14 protein-coding genes are annotated in these 18,721 nt (G+C 70.2%); 7 read left to right on the top strand and 7 right to left on the bottom strand.

Features of this window, described 5'->3' with window-relative positions:
- Positions 1 to 26: 26 nt before the first annotated feature.
- A complete protein-coding gene (locus AC0699_RS12505) occupies positions 27 to 683 on the bottom strand; it encodes a response regulator transcription factor (RefSeq protein WP_478659012.1) in 657 nt (218 codons plus the stop codon).
- Positions 684 to 785: 102 nt separating this feature from the next.
- On the opposite strand from AC0699_RS12505, the gene metG reads away from it, so the two are divergent.
- Entirely contained in the window at positions 786 to 2,402 is a 1,617-nt protein-coding gene (gene metG / locus AC0699_RS12500; protein WP_469768241.1) for a methionine--tRNA ligase, read from the top strand.
- A gap of 157 nt (positions 2,403 to 2,559) precedes the next feature.
- On the opposite strand, the gene AC0699_RS12495 is transcribed toward metG, so the two are convergent.
- Positions 2,560 to 3,351: a hypothetical protein gene (locus AC0699_RS12495; RefSeq protein WP_478659010.1), complete on the bottom strand. Its 792-nt coding sequence runs from the start codon at positions 3,349 to 3,351 to the stop codon at positions 2,560 to 2,562.
- 245 nt (positions 3,352 to 3,596) lie between these two features.
- Positions 3,597 to 5,384, bottom strand: a complete 1,788-nt coding sequence (aspS, locus tag AC0699_RS12490) for an aspartate--tRNA ligase (protein WP_469768239.1) — start codon at positions 5,382 to 5,384, stop codon at positions 3,597 to 3,599.
- 205 nt (positions 5,385 to 5,589) lie between these two features.
- On the opposite strand from aspS, the gene AC0699_RS12485 reads away from it, so the two are divergent.
- A complete protein-coding gene (locus tag AC0699_RS12485; RefSeq protein WP_478659006.1) occupies positions 5,590 to 7,785 on the top strand; it encodes an ATP-binding SpoIIE family protein phosphatase in 2,196 nt (731 codons plus the stop codon).
- On the opposite strand, the gene AC0699_RS12480 is transcribed toward AC0699_RS12485, so the two are convergent.
- The 3 genes from AC0699_RS12480 to AC0699_RS12470 form a co-directional block, all read right to left on the bottom strand.
- Positions 7,689 to 8,831, bottom strand: coding sequence for an AI-2E family transporter (locus AC0699_RS12480; protein WP_478659003.1), 1,143 nt, complete (start codon positions 8,829 to 8,831; stop codon positions 7,689 to 7,691). The two genes, AC0699_RS12485 and AC0699_RS12480, sit on opposite strands and share 97 nt — an antisense overlap.
- 162 nt (positions 8,832 to 8,993) lie before the next feature.
- A complete protein-coding gene (locus tag AC0699_RS12475) occupies positions 8,994 to 9,950 on the bottom strand; it encodes a pirin family protein (protein ID WP_478659000.1) in 957 nt (318 codons plus the stop codon).
- A gap of 123 nt (positions 9,951 to 10,073) precedes the next feature.
- A complete protein-coding gene (locus tag AC0699_RS12470) occupies positions 10,074 to 10,577 on the bottom strand; it encodes an SseB family protein (protein ID WP_478658997.1) in 504 nt (167 codons plus the stop codon).
- A 201-nt stretch (positions 10,578 to 10,778) separates the two neighbouring features.
- On the opposite strand from AC0699_RS12470, the gene AC0699_RS12465 reads away from it, so the two are divergent.
- The 5 genes from AC0699_RS12465 to AC0699_RS12445 all read left to right on the top strand — a co-directional run bounded on the left by AC0699_RS12465 (position 10,779) and on the right by AC0699_RS12445 (position 16,592).
- Entirely contained in the window at positions 10,779 to 12,605 is a 1,827-nt protein-coding gene (locus tag AC0699_RS12465; protein WP_478658995.1) for an acyl-CoA dehydrogenase, read from the top strand.
- Positions 12,606 to 12,685: 80 nt separating this feature from the next.
- Positions 12,686 to 14,014, top strand: a complete 1,329-nt coding sequence (locus AC0699_RS12460) for a M18 family aminopeptidase (protein WP_478658993.1) — start codon at positions 12,686 to 12,688, stop codon at positions 14,012 to 14,014.
- Positions 14,015 to 14,113: 99 nt separating this feature from the next.
- Positions 14,114 to 14,344 carry a DUF6458 family protein gene (locus AC0699_RS12455; RefSeq protein ID WP_478658990.1) on the top strand — a complete coding sequence of 77 codons (231 nt, stop codon included), beginning with the start codon at positions 14,114 to 14,116 and terminating at the stop codon, positions 14,342 to 14,344.
- Between the two features lie 52 nt (positions 14,345 to 14,396).
- Positions 14,397 to 14,768: a hypothetical protein gene (locus AC0699_RS12450; RefSeq protein ID WP_478658987.1), complete on the top strand. Its 372-nt coding sequence runs from the start codon at positions 14,397 to 14,399 to the stop codon at positions 14,766 to 14,768.
- A 240-nt stretch (positions 14,769 to 15,008) separates the two neighbouring features.
- The gene (locus AC0699_RS12445; RefSeq protein ID WP_478658985.1) at positions 15,009 to 16,592 is read left to right on the top strand and encodes a hypothetical protein; all 1,584 of its coding nucleotides are present in this window, start codon (positions 15,009 to 15,011) and stop codon (positions 16,590 to 16,592) included.
- A 335-nt stretch (positions 16,593 to 16,927) separates the two neighbouring features.
- Here the strand turns inward: AC0699_RS12445 and AC0699_RS12440 are convergent, their stop codons facing one another.
- Positions 16,928 to 18,718: an NHL domain-containing thioredoxin family protein gene (locus AC0699_RS12440; RefSeq protein ID WP_478658982.1), complete on the bottom strand. Its 1,791-nt coding sequence runs from the start codon at positions 18,716 to 18,718 to the stop codon at positions 16,928 to 16,930.
- Positions 18,719 to 18,721 lie beyond the last annotated feature (3 nt).

Below are 18,721 nucleotides of genomic sequence, written 5' to 3'. Positions count from 1 at the left end.
ATACGAACCGGCGCCGGGGTACGAGGTCACAGCACGTACCCCACGCCCTGCACCGTGCGGATCAGCCCGGGCTCCCCCAGCTTCCCCCGCAGCTTGCTCATGCACACCCGCACCGCCCCCGTGAACGGGTCGGTGTGCGCGTCCCACGCCCGCTCCAGCAGCTCCTCCGCCGACACCGTCGCCCCGTCCGCCTCCAGCAGGATCTGCAGCACGGAGAACTCCTTCGGGGAGAGGTCCAGCTCCCGCCCGTCCCGCTCCGCGGTCCTGCGCACACTGTCGAGCCGCACCCCGCACCGCTCCAGCAGCGGCGGCACCGGCGGCCGGGCGCTGCGCCGCCGCAGCGCCCGCACCCGCGACACCAGCTCGGGGAAGTCGAACGGCTTGGCCAGATAGTCGTCGGCCCCGAGATCGAGCCCCTCCACCCGGTCCTCCGTCGACGCGGCCGCCGTCAGCATCAGGATCCGGGTCCGGGACGCGCCGGCGACCAGTGAACGCGCCACCTCATCCCCGTGCACCCGTGGCAGATCGCGGTCGAGGACGACGACGTCGTAGTCGTACAGCCCCAGATACGCGAGCGCGGCGTCGCCGCTGTACACGGTGTCGACGGCGAAGCCGGCCCGCCGCAGCCCGGTGGCGACCAGTTCCGCCAGTGTCTCTTCGTCCTCGGCGACCAGTACCCGCATGCCGTGTTTCTACAGCAGCGGATGTTTCGGAAACGTCTCCACCGGGGTGGGCGCCCGTTATGGGTGTGAGTCGATCTTCCGTCGGCCGTTAGGATTTCGACCATGGCGGCCACTGGATCCGAGAAGCAGGGGACGAAGGCGTTCTACGTCTCGACCCCCATTTACTACGTCAACGACGCTCCTCACCTGGGCCACGCCTACACGACCGTCGCAGGCGACGTGCTCACGCGCTGGCACCGTCAGCGCGGCGAGAAGGTGTGGTACCTCACCGGCACGGACGAGCACGGTCAGAAGGTCATGCGCACCGCGGAGGCGAACGGCGTCACCCCGCAGGAGTGGTGCGACAAGCTCGTGGAGGAGGCCTGGAAGCCCCTCTGGGAGCACCTGGAGATCGCGAACGACGACTTCATCCGTACGACGGAGAAGCGGCACACCGACCGCGTCCAGGAGTTCGTGCAGGACCTGTACGACAAGGGCGAGATCTACAAGGGCGGGTACGAAGGCCCGTACTGCGTGGGCTGTGAGGAGTACAAGCTCCCCGGCGATCTGCTGGACGGCGAGGGCGAGTACGCCGGGCAGAAGCTGTGCCCCGTGCACAAGAAGCCGGTGGAGATCCTCAAGGAGGAGAACTACTTCTTCAAGCTCAGCGAGTACGGCCCGAAGCTGGTGGAGTTCTACGAGTCGAACCCCGGCTTCATCCAGCCCGAGTCGGCCCGCAACGAGGTCGTCAACTTCGTGAAGCAGGGCCTGCAGGACCTGTCGATCTCCCGGTCGACGTTCGACTGGGGCATCAAGGTGCCGTGGGACGAGAAGCACATCATCTACGTGTGGATCGACGCCCTGCTGAACTACGCGACGGCGGTCGGCTACAACGAGAACCCGGCGAAGTTCGAGGAGACCTTCCCGGCGAACGTGCACCTGATCGGCAAGGACATCCTCCGCTTCCACGCGATCATCTGGCCCGCCATGCTGATGGCGCAGGGCCTGCCGGTGCCCGGCAGGGTCGCGGCCAACGGCTGGCTGATGGTCGGCGGCGAGAAGATGTCGAAGTCGAATCTGACGGGCATCAAGCCGCAGGACCTGACCTCGCACTTCGGCGTGGACGCGTACCGCTGGTACTTCCTGCGCGCGATCGCGTTCGGCCAGGACGGCTCGTTCTCGTGGGAGGACTTCACCGCCCGCTACACGAGCGAGCTCGCCAACGACTACGGCAACCTGGCGTCGCGCGTCGCCGCGATGGTCGGCAAGTACTTCGGCGGTGCGCTGCCGGAGGCGACGGCGGCCGGCGAGGCGGAGAAGGCGGTCCAGGAGGGCCTGGCGAAGGCCGTGGCCGAGGCCGACCGGAGGATCGGCGAGGAGCTGGACTTCCAGGGCGGCATCCTGGCGATCTTCGACTTCGTGAAGCAGGTCAACGGCTACATCACGGAGCAGGAGCCGTGGAAGGTCGCCAAGGACGAATCGGAGGAGGGCAGGGCCCGCCTCGCGACCATCCTGTACACGGCGGCCGAGTCCCTGCGGGCCGTGGCGGTCCTGCTGAACCCGGTCATGCCGGACACCTCGCAGCAGCTGTGGGACTCGCTGGGCGCACAGGCGACGCTGGGCGCCCTGGCGGACCAGCGTGTCCAGGACGCGGCGGACTGGGGCCGGCTCCCGGCCGGCTCGACGGTGACGAAGGGCGCGGTGCTGTTCCCGCGGCTGGAGGAGCCGAAGAAGGATTAAGGCCCGGCGCGGGAACCTGCGGGGGTTCGGGGGTCGCCCCCCGAAAGATGCAGTCCGCGCCCGGAGGAGCCGAAGAAGGACTGAGGCCGCGTGACGCGCCCGCGTACGTGGCCGGAGGGGCCCGGAACCGGTACGGTTCCGGGCCCCTCGTCGTCGCTCACCGCGACAGCGACGCCGCGTCCCCCATCACCACCACCGGCTGCTTGTCCGGGTCCAGCCACAGCAGCAGATCCCGCATCCGCTCCCGCGCGAGCGACACGCACGCCTGCGTGGGGCCCTTGTGGTCGACGTGGAGCCAGACCCCGCCACCCCGGTCCCAGCCCAGGGGACGGGGGTCGTCGTCGTAGAGCGGGGACGTACCCACCGTGCGGTTGTAGTTGATGGCGACGACGTAGTCGAAGGAGCCTTCCAGCGGCTCCCCCATGAAACCCGTGCCCACGGCGTTGAAGAGGGAGGTCTCGTGGTACGGGAGCCTCGTGCCCGGATCGGGCAGCCGGCCGCCCGCGTCGGTGAGCCCGAAGACCCCGATGGGCGAGCGGTTGTCCCCGGCCCAGTGCTCGTCGGTCCAGCCCTTGAGGGCGTTGTGCGCCGGCCAGGAACCCGAGGCGGGCTTCCAGCCCTTCACCGGGTCGCGCTCGTACAGGACGGCCGTCGAGCGGCTGGAGTCCGCTGCTGCCCCGGTCACGACGACGGCCTGGTCGGTGTCGTCCGGGATGCGGCCGCGCGTCTGCGGGCCGAGGCCCGGGATCTGCGCGGGCGGCGCGTACTCCCGCACGGCCTTCCCCTTGGCGGTCTGCCCGCGGGGCGGGCCGGGGGCGGGAGCGGGGGGCGACGTCGCGGCGGGCGACGGCGCGGTGGGCTTCGCGCAGCCTCCCAGCAGCAGTCCGGCGGCCAGCAGTCCGACGGCCGTCCGTGCCGCCACTGCTCTGGTCAGTACGGTGCTCAGCACTCCGCGGTCCTCTCGTCGTCCGACACCGGCGGTACGTCACCGGTCCCTGCTCTCTCTTCCCGTTCGGGCGGACGGCCGACGGCGGACGCGGCGCGAACGACTCGTAAGGAGCACGAATTACGCGAGAACGCGTCGATGGCGCGTCGGGCGACGCGCGGCGCAGGAGAACCTGTCGGGGAACGCGCGCGGGGCCCGGAACCTCATCGGTTCCGGGCCCCGCGCGTACGGCCGTGGGCGCTATGGCCTCACTTGGTGGGCTTGTACGGCGTCGGCTTCGCCTGCCCCTTGTAGACGCTGATGTGGAGCTCCTTGAGGCGGGCCTCCTCGACCTCCGCGGGCGCGCCCATGAGCAGGTCCTGTGCGTTCTGGTTCAGCGGGAAGGCGATCGTCTCGCGGATGTTCGGCTCGTCGGCCAGCAGCATCACGATGCGGTCGACGCCCGGGGCGATGCCACCGTGCGGCGGGGCGCCGAACTGGAAGGCGCGGAGCATTCCGGAGAACTCCTGCTCCACGGTCTCGCGGTCGTAGCCCGCGATCTCGAACGCCTTGAACATGATCTCGGGCTCGTGGTTCCGGATCGCGCCGGAGGACAGCTCGACGCCGTTGCAGACGATGTCGTACTGCCAGCCGAGGATGTCCAGCGGGTCCTGGGTCTCCAGGGCCTCCAGGCCGCCCTGCGGCATGGAGAACGGGTTGTGCGAGAAGTCGATCTTGCCGGTCTCCGCGTCCCGCTCGTACATCGGGAAGTCGACGATCCAGCAGAACCGGAAGACGTTCTCCTCGAAGTGGCCCGCACGGCGCGCGGCCTCGACCCGCACCGCACCCATGATCTTGGAGACCTCTTCGAAGTCGCCCGCGCCGAAGAACACCGCGTGGCCGGGGGCCAGGCCGAGGCGCTCGGTGAGGACCTTGACGTTCTCCTCGGTGAGGAACTTGGCGATCGGGCCGGACAGCGCGCCGTCGTCGCCCACGCGCACCCAGGCGAGGCCCTTGGCGCCCTGCTCGATCGCGTACTCGCCGAGCTGGTCGAAGAACTTCCGCGGCTGGTCCTGGACGGCCGGCACCGGAAGGGCGCGGACGTGCTTGCCCGCGAAGGCCTTGAACTCGGAGCCCTCGAAGACATCGGTGATGTCGACGAGCTCCAGCTGGGCGCGCAGGTCCGGCTTGTCGGAGCCGTACTTCAGCATCGCCTCGCGGAACGGGATCCGGGGGAACGGGGAGGTGACGTGGCGGCCGTTGCCGAACTCCTCGAACAGCTCGGTCATCAGCTTCTCGACCGGCTGGAAGACGTCCTCCTGCTCGACGAAGCTCATCTCGATGTCGAGCTGGTAGAACTCGCCCGGCGAGCGGTCGGCGCGGGCGTCCTCGTCGCGGAAGCAGGGAGCGATCTGGAAGTAGCGGTCGAAGCCCGCGATCATCAGCAGCTGCTTGAACTGCTGCGGCGCCTGCGGCAGCGCGTAGAACTTGCCCGGGTTGAGGCGGGACGGCACCAGGAAGTCACGGGCGCCCTCGGGGGAGCTCGCGGTGAGGATCGGGGTCGCCATCTCGTTGAAGCCGAGCGCGGTCATCTTGTGCCGGATGGCGGAGATGACGGCGGTGCGCAGCATGATGTTGCGGTGCATGCGCTCGCGGCGCAGGTCCAGGAAGCGGTACTCGAGGCGCCGCTCCTCGTTGACGCCGTCGTCCGTGTTGATCGTGAAGGGCACCTGGGCGGAGGCGCCGAGCACCTCGACGGCGGTGACCTCGATCTCGATCTCGCCGGTCGGCAGGTCCGGGTTGATGTTCTCGGAGCCACGGGCGGAGACCTTGCCGTCGACACGGACGACGGTCTCCTTGCTCAGGTGGCTGAGCGCCTCGTTGGCGGGGGTGCCGGGGCGGGCGACGAGCTGGACCAGACCGTAGTGGTCGCGGAGATCGATGAAGAGGATGCCGCCCAGGTCTCGGCGATTGTGCAGCCAGCCGCTCAGCCGCACGTCGGTGCCGACGTCAGAGGCGCGGAGCTCGCCGCAGGTGTGGGACCTGTACCGATGCATCGTCGTTCATCCAGTCTTCGCGATGGGGGATGTGGGCAGACCCACCCAGGTTACCGTCCGGCCCAGGATCCCCTTTCCGTATTACGCGGCGGCATCACGCGGCGGCATTGCGCGGCGGCCCGCGCGGTGGCGGCCCCCGGAGCGCGGGCAGGAGCGCGGGATACCCAGCGGGTGAAGGCGGGCGCATCGTGAATACAGTAGGAAAATGCGCACCGAGGACGTCCTGGCCGCGATCGCGACCGGCCTGTGGCGCTGGGACAACGCATCCGGGACCGTCACCCTCGACGCGGAAGCCGCCCGGCTGCTCGGGCTGCCCGCCGGACCCGGCGCCTTCAGCGAGTCCGCCGTGCGCGCCCGCTTCCACCCTGTCGACTGGAACGAGGTCAGCGGCATCGTCCCGCTCGCCGTCGCCGAGGGGACCCTCGCCGAGGCCCGGATGCGGATCGTCGACGAGGAAGGCCGGGTGCTGCGTACCGTACGCAGCCGCTCCAGGCCCGTCGGCGAGGGCGACGACTACTACTTGATCGGCACGCTCCAGGAGGTCGTGGAGCCGCAGCCCGGCACCAGCGCCCGCACCCCCATCACCGGCGACTGGCGCCGTTCCCGCGAGGCGTTCCTGCTGGACGCCGGGCGGGCGCTGGCCGAGGCCCGGTCCACGGCGGAGGTGCTGCGGGTCGCGGCCTCCCTGTCGATGCCCGGCTTCTCGCCGGACGGACTCGTCGTCTTCGGGGCCGAGGGCGGCCGGCTGAAGGTCCTCGGCCAGCACGGGTACGACCCGGCCGCCGGCGGCCCGTTCGCCGACATGCCGCTGGACACCGAGTATCCGGCCGCCGAGGTCATCCGTACCGGCCGGGCCCTCTACATCCCGTCCCCCGAGGATTACCGCAGCCGCTACCCCGTCGTCTGGCCGGTCATCAAGCGCTTCGGCCGCCACTCCTGGGCCTTCCTCCCGCTGATCGTCGCGGGCCGCACCATGGGCGCCTGGATGGCGGCCTTCCGTCATCCGGTGACCTTCACACCCGACGAGCGGTCCGTGCTCACCACGGTCGCGCGGATGCTGGCGCAGGCCCTCGCCCGGGCCGGGGCCGCCGAGAGCGAGCGGGAGCTGTCGCGCGGTCTGCAGCGCTCGATGATGCCGAACCTGGGGCCGGGCATCCCGGGGATGTCGGTGGCCGCGCGGTACGTCCCGACCGGCGGCGGCCTCCAGGTGGGCGGCGACTGGTACGACCTGATCCCGCTGCCGACCGGGCGTATCGCGCTGATCATCGGTGACGTACAGGGCCATGACGTACGGGCGGCCGGGCTGATGGGGCAGCTGCGGATCGCCCTGCGGGCGTACGCCTCCGAGGGGCACCGCCCCGACGCCGTGCTCTCGCGGGCATCGCGCTTCCTGGTCGGGCTGCACGACTACGCGGAGAGCGAGGCGTACGACGACGGCGACGTGGTCGGACGCATCGGGCCGTACAGCGGACCGCGCTTCGCGACCTGCCTCTATCTGGAGTGCGACCCGGCGACCGGCACGCTCGACATCGCGCGCGCCGGGCACCCGGACCCGGCGATCCGGATGGCCGACGGCACGGTCATCCTGCGGCCCACCGCCGGTGGGCTGCCGCTCGGCATCGACCCGGACTCGGACTATCCGACCACACGGATCTCGCTCGAACCCGGCGAGACGATCATGGTCTGCACGGACGGGCTGCTGGAGACCGGCGGTCACGACCTGCAGAGCGGCTGGGAGCGGATCCGGGCCGTGCTGGAGGAGCACCGCGGCGAGGGCGACTCGCTGGAGCTGGAGAAGCTCGCCGACGCCCTCGTCCAGGCCGTTCACGGCCCGGCCTCGCACTACACGACCGGGCCGCTCGCCGACCGGCGCGAGGACGACATCGCGGTGCTGCTGCTGTCCCGGCACGGCAGGCCGCCCCGCCGGGCCCCGCGCCGTACCGTCCTCACCGTCGCCCAGGCGGAGCCGGAGCGGCTCGCGATCGCCCGGCAGCAGATGCGCGACCTGCTGCACGACTGGACGGACGGGGAGCAGGTCGACTCGGCGGTGCTGATGGTCTCCGAGATGGTCACCAACGTGCTCATCCACACCGACGGCGACGCGCTGATGGTGGCGGAGGCGGCGGGCGAGCACGGCGGCCGGCGCCTCCGGGTGGAGGTCTCCGACGCGAGCGACGAGCTGCCGCACAAGCGGCGGCCCGGCGAATGGGCGTCGTCCGGGCGGGGGCTGGTGCTGATGGAGATGCTCGCGGACGTGTGGGGGGTGGATCCGCGGGGCGAGGGCAAGTCGATCTGGTTCGAGCTCTACGAGCCGGGTGCCGCGGAGGGCGCCCCCGGCGAGCCGCCACCGCCCGCCGGGCCTTCGGCCGGCCCCTCCGTGGGCTCCCCGACCGGTTCGTAGCGCTTGCGCAACACGCCGATCACGCCGAACGCGGCGGCGGTCAGGGGCACGGCCAGCAGCATCCCGAGGATCCCGGCGATCCCGGCGCCTGCCGTGATCGCCAGTAGCACGACCGCCGGGTGCATCCGGACCATTCGGCTCTGGATCATGGGCTGCAGGACGTGACCCTCCAACTGCTGTACGGCGACGACCACCACCAGAACCCAGAGCGCGATGGCGGCCCCCCGGTCGGCGAGCGCAACGAGGATGGCGACCGCGCCGGAGACGAAGGCCCCGAGATACGGGATGTACGCGCCGACGAAGACGAGCGCCCCGAGCCCGACCGCTCCGGGCACGCTCAGGATCAGCAGTCCGATGGTGATGCAGATGGCGTCGATCAGCGCGATGAAGGTGGTCCCGCGCATAAAGCCCTCGACGGCCTCGAAGGCCCGGCGTGCCATCGCCTCCACGATGTCGCCGGTGGAACGGGGCACGAGGGAGCGCAGGGTGCCGACCGCGCGGTCGGAGTCCCGGAGGAAGAAGAAGATCAGCAGCAGGGCGAGGACGGCGATCGCGATCAACTCGGCGACAACGCTGAGCCCTGAGATCACCCCCGTGGCGGCCGTCCCGCCGAACTTGGTGAGCAGGTCCTTGGAGTTCGCCGCCAGATCGTCCAGCGAGGTCCCGGCCGCGCCGAAGTGCTTCGTGATGTCCCGGGCGGCCTGTCGGAGCGAGGCGATGATCTGGTCACCGCTCTCGATCAGCGCGCTGACCACGATGTACACGGCGCCGCCGACGACGGCGACCACGGCCACGCAGGTCAGCCCGGCGGCCAGGGACCGCCGCACCTTCATCTTGACGAGCCGCCGGTACAGCGGCCGGAGCAGGGCCGTACCGAGCAGGGCGAGCAGTACGGGCGTGACGGCGGTCTTGAAGACGATGATCAGCCATACGCCGACCGCGGCGACGCCGGCCACGAGGAGCGCGACGACACACCAGGCCGCGACCCGCTTCACGGGTTCGGGGAGGAGCGGTGGGCGCGTGGGTGTGGGCTGCGACGGGGGCACGACCCCCAGTCGATCATGCGCGGTTCGCCCCGGCGCGCCCGTCCGGGCCGGACGGGTGACGCCCCATCAGGTGAGTTGCCGCGCCCGGCAGTGCGGCCGGGCGCGGCATCGACCGTGCGTCGAGCGCGGCATCGGGTCGTCGAGTCGCAGCCTTGCGCGGGCTTACATCCCGTGCACGGCGGGGATGGTGCCCAGCCGGCCCTTCTGGAAGTCGTCGAAGGCCTGCTGCAGCTCCTCGCGGGTGTTCATCACGAACGGCCCGTAGTGCGCCATGGGCTCGCGGATCGGCTGCCCACCGAGCAGCACGACCTCCAGGTCCGGCGTGTTCGAGTCCTGCTTCTCGTCCGCACGGACGGTCAGCGAGGAGCCCGCGCCGAAGACGGCGGTCTGGCCGCTTTGGATTGGACGGCGGTCCGTGCCGACGCTGCCACGGCCGGCGAGGACGTACACCAGACCGTTGAAGTCCTCGCGCCACGGCAGGTCGATCTCGGCGCCGGGGCGCAGGGTCGCGTGGACCATGGTGATCGGCGTGTGCGTGATGCCGGGTCCCTCGTGGCCGTCCAGCTCACCGGCGATGACCCGGAGCAGCGCGCCGCCGTCGGGGCTGGTCAGCAGCTGGACCTGGCCGCCGCGGATGTCCTGGTAGCGCGGGGGCATCATCTTGTCCTTCGCCGGCAGGTTCACCCACAGCTGCAGACCGTGGAAGAGACCGCCGGACATGACGAGCGACTCCGGCGGCGCCTCGATGTGCAGGAGGCCCGCGCCCGCGGTCATCCACTGGGTGTCCCCGTTGGTGATGGTGCCGCCACCGCCGTTGGAGTCCTGGTGGTCGAAGACGCCGTCGATGATGTACGTGACGGTCTCGAAGCCGCGGTGGGGGTGCCACGGGGTGCCTTTGGGCTCGCCCGGCGCGTACTCCACCTCGCCCATCTGGTCCATCATGATGAACGGGTCGAGGTACTTGTAGTTGATCCCGGCGAACGCACGTCGCACCGGGAAGCCCTCCCCCTCGAATCCGCTGGGCGCCGTGGTCACGGCGAGCACGGGACGCGCCTGGGCATCGGCGGGCGCGACGACGCGCGGCAGGGTGAGCGGATTCTCGACAGTCACTGCAGGCATGGCGGGACCTCCTTGTGCGTCCGACTTTAGTTGAACGCTGAACTTCTTGCCACCCTGAACGCGAAAACGCCCGGGATCAATTCCCGGGCGCACATCACGACGGCCACGATCGGCCGCACCGGCTCATCCGTACATACGGCGCATCGCGAAGTCGACCATCTGCTCCACGGCCTTCGCGTCGAACACCATCCGGTGGTCCCCCTCCATGTCGAGGACGAACCCGTACCCGGTCGGCAGCAGGTCGATCACCTCCGCGCCCGTGATCACGAAGTACTTCGACTCCTTGCCCGCGTACCGCCGCAGCTCCTTGAGCGACGTGAACATCGGGATCACCGGCTGCTGGGTGTTGTGCAGCGCGAGGAAGCCGGGGTTGTCGCCGCGCGGGCAGTACACCTTCGACGTCGCGAAGATCTGCTGGAAGTCCTCCGCGGACAGCGACCCGGTCGTGAACGCCCGCACCGCGTCCGCGAGCGACGGCGGCGACGGCTCGGGATACAGCGGCTGCTCGCCGTACCCGGCACCAGCGCCGTGCATGCCGGCACCGGGCATACCGGCACCGGACATCGGCTGCTGCGGCGGGGCGGCGTAGTGCTGCTGAGCGCCGGGGTTCTGGTCGTAGCCGTACATGCCCGCAAGCGTACCGACCGACGGCCGCCCCGCGTCCGGCACTCGGGGCGGCCGAGGGGAACCGGTCCGCGGCAGCGAGCCGTGTCACAGATGACCGATAGGGGTTGCACGTTATTACCGGCGGGTAGCATCATCGTAGCTACTTGCTGGTAGATGTACGAGGAACCCTGCCTCCTCCCCGATCCTTACGGAGCCGTCGCCATGGGGCACTACAAGTCGAATCTCCGCGACATCGAGTTCAACCTCTTCGAGGTCCTCGGGCGCGACAAGCTGTACGGCACCGGCCCGTTCGCGGAGATGGACGTCGAGACCGCCAAGAGCATCCTCGATGAGATCGCCCGCCTCGCGGAGAACGACCTCGCCGAGTCCTTCGAGGACGCCGACCGCAACCCGCCGGTCTTCGACCCGGCGACCAACACCGCGCCGGTCCCGGCGTCGTTCAAGAAGAGCTACAAGGCCTTCATGGACTCCGAGTACTGGCGGCTCGGCCTGCCGGAGGAGATCGGCGGGACGACCGCGCCGCGCTCCCTGGTCTGGTCCTACGCCGAGCTGCTCCTGGGATCGAACCCCGCGATATGGATGTACTCCTCGGGTCCGGCCTTCGCCGGGATCCTCTTCGAGGAGGGCAACGAGGCGCAGAAGAAGGTCGCCCAGATCGCGGTCGAGAAGCAGTGGGGCTCCACGATGGTCCTCACCGAGCCGGACGCCGGCTCGGACGTCGGTGCCGGCCGCACCAAGGCCATCCAGCAGGAGGACGGCTCCTGGCACATCGAGGGCGTGAAGCGCTTCATCACCTCCGGTGAGCACGACATGGAGGAGAACATCCTCCACTACGTGCTGGCGCGCCCCGAGGGCCACGGCCCCGGCACCAAGGGCCTGTCCCTCTTCCTCGTGCCGAAGTTCCACTTCGACTGGGAGACCGGCGAGCTGGGCGAGCGCAACGGCGTGTACGCGACGAACGTCGAGCACAAGATGGGCCTCAAGGCCTCCAACACCTGCGAGATGACGTTCGGCGACCAGCACCCGGCCAAGGGCTGGCTGATCGGCGACAAGCACGACGGCATCCGCCAGATGTTCATGATCATCGAGTTCGCCCGCATGATGGTCGGCACGAAGGCGATCTCGACCCTGTCGACGGGCTACCTGAACGCGCTGGAGTACGCCAAGGAGCGCGTCCAGGGCTCCGACCTGTCGCAGTTCATGGACAAGACCGCGCCCAAGGTCACCATCACGAACCACCCGGACGTGCGCCGCTCGCTGATGACGCAGAAGGCGTACGCGGAGGGCATGCGCTCCCTCGTCCTCTACACCGCCTCCGTCCAGGACGAGATCGCCTTCAAGGAGGCCGCCGGCGAGGACGTCAAGTCGCTGCACGGCCTCAACGACCTGCTGCTGCCGATCGTGAAGGGCTACGGCTCCGAGAAGGCGTACGAGCAGCTCGCCCAGTCGCTGCAGATCTTCGGCGGTTCCGGGTACCTGCAGGAGTACCCGATCGAGCAGTACATCCGCGACGCCAAGATCGACACCCTCTACGAGGGCACCACCGCGATCCAGGGTCAGGACTTCTTCTTCCGGAAGATCGTCCGCGACCAGGGCGCCTCGCTGAACCTGCTGGCCGAGGAGATCAAGAAGTTCCTCGCGGTCGGCACCGGCGGCGACGAGCTGGCCGGCGCCCGTGACGCGCTCGCCAAGGCCGCCGTCGACCTGGAGGCGATCGTCGGCCGCATGCTGACCGACCTCACCGCCACCGGCGAGGACGTCAAGAACATCTACAAGGTCGGCCTCAACACCACCCGCCTGCTGCTGGCCTCCGGCGACGTCGTCGTCGGCTACCTGCTGCTGCGCGGCGCGGCCGTCGCCGCCGAGGCCCTGGAGACCGCCTCCGCCAAGGACAAGGCCTTCTACCAGGGCAAGATCGCGGCCGCGAAGTTCTTCGCCGCCAACGTCCTGCCGGGTGTCTCGCTCGCCCGCGAGATCGCCGAGGGCGTCGACAACGAGCTGATGGAGCTGGACGAGGCCGCGTTCTAGTCCGGCCCGGCCGACCTCGTCGACGGGGGCCCGCTTCCCTTTCCGGGAGCGGGCCCCCGTACCTCGTTAAGGTGAACACCATGAGCAGCAGCGACGCACCGGCCCGCTTCGACCGCGGACACACCGATGACCTGATGTCCTTCCTCGCGGCGAGCCCGTCGCCGTACCACGCCGTGGCGAATGCCGCCGAGCGGCTGGAGAAGGCCGGTTTCCGGCAGGTCGAGGAGACCGACGCCTGGGACGCTGTGACATCAGCGGCTTCCGCCGCGGGGACCGGCGGGAAGTACGTGCTGCGGGGCGGGGCGATCGTCGCCTGGTACGTGCCGGAGGGGGCGGGGGCCCACACGCCCTTCCGGATCGTCGGCGCGCACACCGACTCGCCGAACCTGCGGGTGAAGCCGCGGCCCGACATGGGCGCGCACGGCTGGCGGCAGATCGCCGTCGAGATCTACGGCGGCCCGCTGCTCAACTCCTGGCTCGACCGCGACCTGGGCCTGGCCGGCCGGCTCTCCCTGCGGGACGGGACGACTCGGCTGGTGAACATCGACCGGCCGCTGCTGCGCGTGCCGCAGCTCGCCATCCACATGGACCGCTCGATCTACGAGAAGGGTCTGCAGCTCGACAAGCAGAAGCACATGCAGCCCATCTGGGGTCTGGGCGACTCCGTCGGCGAGGGCGACCTGATCTCCTTCCTGGAGGCGGAGACCGGGCTCGCCGCCGGGGAGGTCACCGGCTGGGACCTGATGACGCACGCACTGGAGGCGCCCGCGTACCTCGGCCGGGACCAGGAGCTGCTGGCCGGTCCGCGGATGGACAACCTGCTTTCCGTGCACGCCGGGACGGCGGCGCTGGCCGCGGTCTCCGCGCGCGACGACCTGACGTACATCCCGGTGCTCGCCGCCTTCGACCACGAGGAGAACGGCTCCCAGGCGGACACCGGCGCGGACGGGCCGCTGCTCGGATCGGTGCTGGAACGCTCGGTGTTCGCGCGCGGCGGTACGTACGAGGACAAGGCGCGCGCCTTCGCCGGTACGGTCTGCCTCTCGTCCGACACCGGGCACGCCGTGCACCCCAACTACGCGGAGCGGCACGACCCGACGCACCACCCGCGCGCGAACGGCGGCCCCATCCTCAAGGTCAACGTCAACCAGCGGTACGCGACGGACGGCAGCGGACGGGCCGTGTTCGCCGCGGCATGCGAGCGCGCCGGGGTGCCGTGGCAGACGTTCGTCTCCAACAACGCCATGCCGTGCGGCACGACGATCGGCCCGATCACCGCCGCCCGGCACGGGATCAGGACCGTCGACATCGGTGTGGCGATCCTGTCCATGCACAGCGCACGCGAACTGTGCGGCGCGGAGGACCCGTATCTGCTGGCCAACGCCCTGGTGGCGTTCCTGGAAGGGTGAACGTGCGAGGTGCGCCCCCGGGGTGAACCCGCCGTCACGGCATGGCTGTTCCGGAAGCGGGTACCCGGAACAGCACACTGCTTTCAGGAGGCGGACATCATGGGCCTTGGAGGCTGCATTCTGCTGATCGGGGCGGGGGCCATCCTCACCTTCGCGACCGACTGGCAGACCGAGAGCGTCAACCTCGATCTGGTCGGGCTGATTCTGATGGCGGTGGGCATCATCGGCGTCGCCACCTTCACGAGTATCGCGAGGCGGCGGCGCGCGGTCGTCCCGCCGGTCGCGCCGACGTACGTGGACGAGGAGGGCACCCCCGGACGCCGCCGCTGACCACCACGGACCGCAACATCCGCGAAACACCCTGCCTGACACGGTGTTTCACATGGTTCTGCTGGGACAGCGGACGAGCCTGGTGCGTCACCGGGGCCCGTCGCCACGGAAGTTGATCACCGTGCTCGCCGCGGCCGTCGTACTGGTCGCCGCGCTCGCCGCCGTACTCATCCACGAGTACAACGACCGCCCGCCGTGGGGCGACGACATCGCGTACGAGGCCGGGTACGTGCAGGCCACGCGCATCAGGAAGGCCGATGCGTCGGGCAAGCTGACGCAGGAGCTGCTGAGCGGGGGCTGCGCGCGGATGGAGTCCGAGGGACTCGGCGGCCGCAGGGCCACCCACAACCCCGGGTTGTGGGTGGCCGGTTGCCTCGACGGCGCGGCGGGACGCGTCTCCGGCAAGCAGGGCCTGTTCCACTGAGGCCGGTGCGGCCCTGGGCCCTGTCCCGGCGATCATGTCGGGCCCGGACAGGAGCTAGGCGTCCATACCCGCCGGCACCAGCGGGAGACGCACCGCACCGTCCTGCGTCACCCGGACCGGAACGCGGTGTACGACGCGCCCCGCTGCCGCTTAGGATCCTGGCAGCGGGGCGCCTCTCATCGACCGGTTCGTTGGACATCTGTCGCGCCCCCTTCTGATTCGTCCGGGGGGACGTCACACGTGAAGCGCAGCTTTTCCCTTGCCCTGTCCACGTCCGTGGTACTGGGCGTACTCGCGGTGCCCGGCACCGCTTCCGCCGCGGCGGGGCCGACCACCGTCGGCGTCTCGGGCCTCGCCCAGAAGCCCGGCCATCTCTTCGTCGACGACCTCAAGGCCGACAGCGAGGTGACCGGCATCGCCGCCGTCATCCACCGGCCGGGCGAGAACGTGGCCGTCGAGACCGTCCACGACTTCACGCTCGCCTCGGGCGACAAGAAGACGGGCGACTGGATCACCACCGGCGAGGTCAGGCTCGAACTCGCGGGCACGTACGCGGTCAATCTGATCGTCCGGGAAGCGGACGGGGACGAGACGTTCCTCGAGAACGCCGGCACGTACGACTACACCGCGAAGCGGTACTTCGAGGAGTTCGGTGTCGACCGGCCCCAGCCGACCTTCGACGACCTGAAAGTCACCGCGAGCGGCAGGCTCGTCGACTGGCAGCCGGTCACGCACGAGCGCAAGCCCGTCGCCGGAGCGAGCATCCGCCTGCACAGCTCCTCGGACCCCACCGACGTCGACTGGCTGACGACGGACGCCGACGGCCGGTTCACCGAGTGGTTCATCGCCGAGGACGGGCCGCTGCCCGTGTTCGCGTACAACGGGAACGTCAGGACCCGGACCGTGACGGTGACCCCCAAGGGCCTGCCGGCCCGGGTCACGCTCGACAAGGCCGACTTCAGCGGCAAGTACAACGCGCCGGTCACGGTCACGGGCAAGGTCGAGTACGAGCTCAACGGCGCCTGGCGGACCGCGAAGTGGGCCGACGTCGAGATCGTGGACGCCAAGGGGCTGTTCAAGGGCAGTGCCGTCACGGACGCCGACGGCCGGTTCAGTGCCGAGACGAACGTCCCGTTCGCGGGCGACAAGCGGCAGCTGATCGTCAGCAACGGCGACTGGTTCTCCGACAAGCCCACCGTCCCGCTCACCTTCCGCACCACCGCCATCACCAGCATCAGCCAGTTCCACGTCGCACTCGGCTCCGACTCCCGGCTGACCGCCTCCGGCTCGGTGAACGTCGAAGGCGCCCCGCGGCCGCACACCAAGGTCGACATCCAGGTGTCCAAGGACGGCAGGACCAGCTGGGCCAAACTCGGCACGCTGACAGGCACCTCCAGTGGCTTCTTCCTGGGATCGGTCGCCGCCCCGGCGACCGGCTCCTACCGGGCGGTCTGGTTCGGCACCACGGACGTCCCGACGGCCGTGAGCCCCGTCCTGCACGCGAGCCTCGTACCGACCCGCATCACGGGCTACAAGGTGACGCCGACGGTACGGAAGGGCGCCTCCATCACGGTGACCGGCGCGCTGCAGCATCTGGCTCCGACCTGGAAGGGGTACGGCGCCAGGGAGGTGCGCGTCTACTTCTCGCCGAAGGGCAGGCCGAAGGAGTCGTACCTGCTGGGGACGGTGAGGACCGCTGCCAACGGCTCGTTCACGAAGAGCTTCAAGGAGCGGGGCGACGGCACGATTTTCGCCCTGCACCAGAACGTGGACGCCAGGCACCTGGTGAACCCGAGGGTGTCGGGCAACGTCGACGTCAGGTGACGCCTGATCCCCGCGACGTCTGATCCCCCGCCGGCTGGCTGACATCTGCGAAACACCCTGCCTGACACGGTGCTTCGCATGGTTCTGCTGGGACAGCGGACGAGCCTGGTGCGTCACCGGGGCCCGTCGCCACGGAAGTTGATCATCGTGCTCGCCGCGGCCGTCGTACTGGTCGCCACGCTTGCCACCGCAGGGCCACCCACAACCCCGGGTTGTGGGTAGCCGGTTGCCTCGACGGCGCGGCGGGACGCGTCTCCGGCAAGCAGGGCCTGTTCCACTGAGGCCGGTGCGGCCCTGGGCCCTGTCCCGGCGATCATGTCGGGCCCGGACAGGAGCTAGGCGTCCATACCCGCCAGCACCAGCGGGAGACGCACCGCACCGTCCTGCGTCACCCGGACCGGAACGCCCCAGTCCTGCTGGTGCACATGGCAGGCCGGGTACTCGTTGTGGGGGTCGTCGTCGCAGGACGCGGCCATCGCCGAGACGTGCAGCACGCCCTCCGTCACCTCCGGGTTGAGCTCCAGCTCGCGGAACAGGTCCGTGCCCGCGCCCTCGCCGCCCGCGAGCAGCTCCGGCGGGGTGGAGGAGACAAGGAGCCGGGTCGAAGGACCGTAGCGGTTGTCGAGCTTCTGGCCGGCCGGGGCCTGGAACACGACGTCCAGCCGCAGCGTGCCCGGAGCGACCTCGGTCGCGGCCCGCTGCGTACGGTGCGCGACGGCCTCGACCCGTACGGCCTCCTCGGGCAGCCGCAGCCGGGTCAGCCGGTGCCGGGCCGACTCCACGACGACGATGTCGTCGCCCACGAGGACGGCGGCGGACGGCTCCCGCAGATCGGTGGCGAGGGTCGTCACCTCACCGGACGCCGGATCGTAGCGGCGCAGCGCGTGGTTGTACGTGTCGGACACGGCGACCGAACCGTCGGGCAGCGCGGTGACGCCCAACGGGTGCTGGAGCAGCGCCTGTCCGGCATCCCCGTCGCGGTGCCCGAAGTCGAAGAGGCCGGTGCCGACGGCGGTGTGGACGACGCCGTCGGTGTCGATCCAGCGCAGCGCGGAGGTCTCCGAGTCGGCGATCCACAGCCGGTCCTCGGTGGCGGCGAGACCGGACGGCTGCGCGAACCAGGCCTCCCGCGCCGGCCCGTCGACCAGGCCCTCGTTGGTCGTGCCGGCGGCGGCCTCGACGGTGTCCGTGGCCGGGTCGTACGTCCACAGCTGGTGGACGCCGGCCATGGCGATCCACACCTTGCCCTGCCACCAGGCCACGTCCCACGGTGACGACAGATCCACCTCACGGGCCGGCCCGGACGTCGGCGACCCCTGCCACCACTGCTGCCCGGTTCCGGCGACGCGCTCGATCGCGCCGCTCGCGGGGTCGTACGTCCGCAGCGCGTGGTTCACGGTGTCGGCGACGACGACGCGCCCGTCCGGCAGCAGCGCGAGCCCCTGCGGCTCCCGGAAGTCCCCGTCGCCGATGCGCCGGACGACCGTCTCGCCGTCCGGCTCCAGCTCGACCAGTTGGTGCCGGGTCGAGTCGGACACCAGGAAGTTCCCGGACGGCAGCAGCACGGCCTTCCCGGGAAACCGCAGATCACTCGCCACGGGCTCCGGCGGTACGTACGGCCCGTCCCCGCGCCGCAGCGTCCCCTTCGCGCCGTGCTCGGCCTCCAGCTCCTCCACCAGCCGCCCGATGGCATGGGCATGCCCTTCACCGGCGTGCTGCGCGACGACGTACCCCTCGGGGTCGATCACGACGAGCGTCGGCCACGCCCGCACGGCGTACTGCTTCCACGTCGCGAGCTCCGGGTCGTCGAGGACGGGGTGGTGCACCTCGTACCGCTCGACGGCGTCGACGACGGCCTGGTGCTCGGCCTCGTGCACGAACTTCGGCGAGTGCACACCGATGATCACCAGGGTGTCCCGGTGCTTCTCCTCCAGCTCGCGCAACTCGTCCAGGACATGCAGGCAGTTGATGCAGCAGAACGTCCAAAAATCCAAGATCAATGTGCGACCTCGGAAGTCGGCGAGCTTCAGGTCCTTCCCACCGGTATTGATCCAGCCGCCCTTGCCGATCAGCTCGGGGGCACGGACACGGGCACGTCGGCGGGGCGCGGGGGAAGCAGCAGTCATGGT

Source organism: Streptomyces sp. NPDC043870, from assembly GCF_056435785.1.
This window is presented reverse-complemented; position numbering and strand designations above follow the sequence as displayed.

Coding starts and splice junctions, on each gene's coding strand:
- AC0699_RS12455 (WP_478658990.1), top strand. CDS start 14,114: ATGGGCCTTGGAGGCTGCATTCTGCTGATCGGGGCGGGGGCCATCCTC.
- AC0699_RS12465 (WP_478658995.1), top strand. CDS start 10,779: ATGGGGCACTACAAGTCGAATCTCCGCGACATCGAGTTCAACCTCTTC.
- AC0699_RS12440 (WP_478658982.1), bottom strand. CDS start 18,718: ATGACTGCTGCTTCCCCCGCGCCCCGCCGACGTGCCCGTGTCCGTGCC.
- metG (WP_469768241.1), top strand. CDS start 786: ATGGCGGCCACTGGATCCGAGAAGCAGGGGACGAAGGCGTTCTACGTC.
- AC0699_RS12475 (WP_478659000.1), bottom strand. CDS start 9,950: ATGCCTGCAGTGACTGTCGAGAATCCGCTCACCCTGCCGCGCGTCGTC.
- AC0699_RS12450 (WP_478658987.1), top strand. CDS start 14,397: ATGGTTCTGCTGGGACAGCGGACGAGCCTGGTGCGTCACCGGGGCCCG.
- AC0699_RS12485 (WP_478659006.1), top strand. CDS start 5,590: ATGCGCACCGAGGACGTCCTGGCCGCGATCGCGACCGGCCTGTGGCGC.
- AC0699_RS12505 (WP_478659012.1), bottom strand. CDS start 683: ATGCGGGTACTGGTCGCCGAGGACGAAGAGACACTGGCGGAACTGGTC.
- AC0699_RS12460 (WP_478658993.1), top strand. CDS start 12,686: ATGAGCAGCAGCGACGCACCGGCCCGCTTCGACCGCGGACACACCGAT.
- AC0699_RS12470 (WP_478658997.1), bottom strand. CDS start 10,577: ATGTACGGCTACGACCAGAACCCCGGCGCTCAGCAGCACTACGCCGCC.
- aspS (WP_469768239.1), bottom strand. CDS start 5,384: ATGCATCGGTACAGGTCCCACACCTGCGGCGAGCTCCGCGCCTCTGAC.